The 3,442-nt window shown below is 42.9% G+C and carries 4 protein-coding genes and 1 pseudogene; 3 read left to right on the top strand and 2 right to left on the bottom strand.

The window, feature by feature from the left end; translation table 11 throughout:
- A partial coding sequence (locus tag ACE1AQ_RS20910; protein WP_374809146.1) for a hypothetical protein occupies positions 1 to 208 on the top strand: 208 nt, incomplete at its 5' end.
- Positions 209 to 211: 3 nt separating this feature from the next.
- Positions 212 to 1,099 carry a CoA-binding protein gene (locus ACE1AQ_RS20905; RefSeq protein ID WP_110546078.1) on the top strand — a complete coding sequence of 296 codons (888 nt, stop codon included), beginning with the start codon at positions 212 to 214 and terminating at the stop codon, positions 1,097 to 1,099.
- Positions 1,100 to 1,525: 426 nt separating this feature from the next.
- On the opposite strand, the gene ACE1AQ_RS20900 is transcribed toward ACE1AQ_RS20905, so the two are convergent.
- Positions 1,526 to 2,218, bottom strand: coding sequence for a hypothetical protein (locus ACE1AQ_RS20900; RefSeq protein ID WP_110546079.1), 693 nt, complete (start codon positions 2,216 to 2,218; stop codon positions 1,526 to 1,528).
- Positions 2,219 to 2,440: 222 nt separating this feature from the next.
- Between ACE1AQ_RS20900 and ACE1AQ_RS20895 the strand changes: the two genes are divergently transcribed.
- Entirely contained in the window at positions 2,441 to 3,322 is an 882-nt protein-coding gene (locus ACE1AQ_RS20895; RefSeq protein ID WP_110546080.1) for a glycosyltransferase family 2 protein, read from the top strand.
- Here ACE1AQ_RS20895 and ACE1AQ_RS20890 read toward each other — a convergent pair.
- Positions 3,309 to 3,442 (bottom strand): annotated as a pseudogene (locus tag ACE1AQ_RS20890) (IS630 family transposase); the annotation flags it as partial. The gene ACE1AQ_RS20895 and the pseudogene ACE1AQ_RS20890 overlap by 14 nt on opposite strands.

Genomic DNA, 3,442 nt, shown 5'->3' with positions numbered 1-3,442 from the left:
CTTTCTTTTGCCGTTCGGCGAGCTTTTGTCGAACGCTCGCCGAACGGCCGAAGCCTCTTGCATGAGTGACTCTTGCCTTCAGAACCTGATTACTGTTTACTGTTTACTGACCACTGAAAAAAACTCCCATCAACAGTGTCTCACTGATTACTGTTTACTGTTTACTGATTACTGTTTACTGTTTACTGAAACAACTCCCAACACTTAATATATGAAATGGACAGATAAGGATCAGATAATTATGCAAGGGATCGATCGACCCCTAGGCAAATATTATGCGGCACGATTGAAAGCTCAGGGAACCTGTTTAGTAGCGGGGGTGGCTAGTGGCCACGGTGGTGAGATAATCGCAGAGATACCAGTGTTTGATCTAGTGGCCGAGTCCGTTGCTGAAGCCGGGGAAATCAGGACCAGTTTAATTTTAGTCCCCCCCAATCAAGTCCTAGATGCGGCCTTAGAAGCGATCGCATCAGCCATTCCCCAATTAATTATCGTCACCCCAGGAGTTCCCCCCTTGGATCTGGTGGAATTATTAAAGATAGCTACTACCACCGGGACATTAATTCTCGGACCCGGCAGCCAGGGTGTAATTATTCCCAATTATCTTTGGTTGGGTATTTGTGAACCCAGTTTTTATCAATCGGGGACAATCGGTCTAATCACCCGCGGCGATCGCATAGGGGATGAAGTAGCGAAAACTCTAACAGCAGCGGGGTATGGTGAATCTATGGCGGTAAATTTGGGTACTGACGGCATTATTGGCTCCAATTTGTCCCAATGGTTGCAGGTTTTCGAGGAAGATGACAATACCGAGGCGATTCTCCTCGTCAGTCAGGTGGGAGGAAAGGCCGAAATCGAGGCAGCCAAATATATTGCCTCGGCGATCGAAAAACCAGTGATTGCCTATCTTGTCGGGTTAAATACAGCGATTGAAACCAATTTCGGCGATACAGAAACAATTATTTCTAACCAACTTTCCTACTCTGTTGCCGCTAAGAATACCAGAAAAGATAGCCTCCGTCATTTTCAAGAAGCTGGGGTGACAGTGGTGGAAAAATTAGCCGATTTACCCGCCTCTTTAGCTAAAGTCTTGTCCTGAATTTGACCCCATTGCTCCAATAATAAGCTGTTGACTACCTAAATTACTCGTTAAGACTGCACCGGAGTTGGGAGTACTGGAACTATCGAGGGTATGGTTATATATTGTTCAGCTTACTAGCCGCCGCCTTTTCCTTCCCCCCTTATCCCGAACTGAGGTTAATCATACTAAATCCGTTGAGTATAGGCTACATATCAGGACAGGCACTCATGCAAGAGGCAAAAGGCAAAAGAGGGAATAGATAATCAGTTTTTAATAACTGGATTTAGTATCATTAATCAGTAATCAGTGCCAAGAAAGCGGAGCAAAGGGCAGAGTTAAACCTACCCTTTATTATCGGAAAAAGTCCTTTCTTTTCGTCTTTTTTTGATAACTTATTTTCTGTTTGTGGCCAGGAATAGATTTGTGGTTTTAGGACTGAGAGCCTTAGTTAACTAAAACGCAGAGATTAGACACTAAGCCCAGAAATTTCGGCTTATACCAGTGGAGAGTAACTTTTAAACCATTAATTCGGGCAGCTTGTTCAATAATACGGGCAAATTCATCTTCCGCAAGCAAGCGCAGATTTTTTTCACTAGCCCAAAACTTCATCCCAATTAAGTTTAAGACAGAGCGATGCCAACTTCTCGGCAGCCAGTGCAAGAGGGGCAAGCGCGTATGAAATTCTAGCCAGTGGTAGCGATTAGGAGTGGTGATAAATAAGCGGGGACATAATCGCAGCAGGCTGCTGACGTATTCAATCTGCGATTGTTCATTGCCGACGTGTTCGATAACCGCCGATGAGATGATATAGTCAATTCCTTCTACTTGGGAAGGTGTGGGAGGCCAATCAAGGACAACTAATCCGGGAAAAACTGCCGCTAAATGGCTAATTTCTTCGGGAGAGCAGGCACAAACCCTAGCATCGTCTTCCAACAACCAGCGAATCAAGCAATTACTCGCTTGTCTGGTGGTTTCCGGTGTAGAACCATGGTCTAAAAATTTTTTTCCCCTCACACCATCCACGGCATTCTCTAAAAAATCATACATTTTGCGGCGCATTTGCAGGGTGGTCTTGCCGTGAAGTTTCGCCAGGGGGCGGTTTTTGCCAAAATAATCGATGCCTAATTTTTCTACCATGAATCTATTCCTTAATTTTTTTTGAAGGACTTGACAACTGTTCAATATACACTTATATACTAACTAGGCACAAAAAGTTCGTGCGGTTGAGGGAAAAATTTTCTTAACCTTGATGGCCTATGGCCATTGACTACATATGGTTATGGTTAACCCCGACGAGGCTATCTCTGAAAAAACCAATCATAATCAGAGGTTCAACCAATAACAATCCACCTGGAAATAATGGAAAGCAGTGCAAAATTGGAGAGTCAATTATCGTCAAGTTCAGCAAGAAAGGAGAACAATGCCGCTTTTTCTATTGTTATTCCCGTCTATAATGAGGAAAAGGGTATTACTCCGACTTTAGAACTTCTCCAAGAACAACTAAAACTCTCTAATTGTACCTATGAGATTGTGGTGGTTAATGATGGTTCTAAGGATCGAACGGGTGAAATCTTGCGAGAACTTCAGGAATTGATGACATTTAGGTTAATCGAACATCCCAGAAATCGTGGCTATGGCGCAGCACTGAAAACGGGAATTAGACAGGCTAAATATGGGGCAATCGTGATTACGGACGGAGATGGAACCTATCCTAACGAAAGAATTCCCCAATTAGTTGCCCTGCTAGAGAATGCCGATATGGTGGTAGGAGCGCGTACTGGTGCGAATGTCAGTTATCCAACAATTCGCAAAATTCCTAAGTGGTTTCTTGTCCGTTTTGCCGAATGGATTAGCAATAGTCGCATTCCAGATCTTAATAGTGGCTTACGGGTTTTTCGTAAGAGCGTGGTCGAAAGATTTTTTAATATCTTACCCGATACTTTTAGTTTTACCACTACGATTACCCTCGCCATGTTGACTAATGGTTATTTAGTCCATTATGAACCGATTGACTATTTTGCTCGCCAGGGCAACAGTAAAATTAAGCCTATCCGGGATACTTTGCGCTTTGTCCAGTTAATCCTCCGGGTGGGAATGTATTTTGCCCCTCTCCGGGTTTTTCTTCCCATTGCTGGGTTTTTCTTTCTTGGGTTTTTATTTACCCTAATTCAAGATATTTTTGTTCATGAAGATCTCACAGAAAGAACTCTCCTGCTATTAATATACTTTAGACGTTCATAATCTGAGATTTATTAAACTTCTGAAATCGTAGAGTCAGCAAGGAATCCAGTTCTTTTTTATGTTTCAGATGGGCATCATTCAGACATTCATAAATAGCTGAAGAAAAGTCAGAAAAGTTCT

This window comes from Microcystis sp. BLCC-F209, from assembly GCF_041928595.1.
In the GTDB taxonomy this organism is placed as follows: Bacteria; Cyanobacteriota; Cyanobacteriia; order Cyanobacteriales; family Microcystaceae; genus Microcystis.
The sequence above is the reverse complement of the archived record's forward strand: the minus strand, read 5'-3'. Positions and strand labels throughout refer to the sequence as shown.

Excerpts from the sequence above, each read along its gene's own strand:
- ACE1AQ_RS20905 (WP_110546078.1), top strand. The coding sequence starts at position 212 with ATGAAATGGACAGATAAGGATCAGATAATTATGCAAGGGATCGATCGA.
- ACE1AQ_RS20900 (WP_110546079.1), bottom strand. The coding sequence starts at position 2,218 with ATGGTAGAAAAATTAGGCATCGATTATTTTGGCAAAAACCGCCCCCTG.
- ACE1AQ_RS20895 (WP_110546080.1), top strand. The coding sequence starts at position 2,441 with ATGGAAAGCAGTGCAAAATTGGAGAGTCAATTATCGTCAAGTTCAGCA.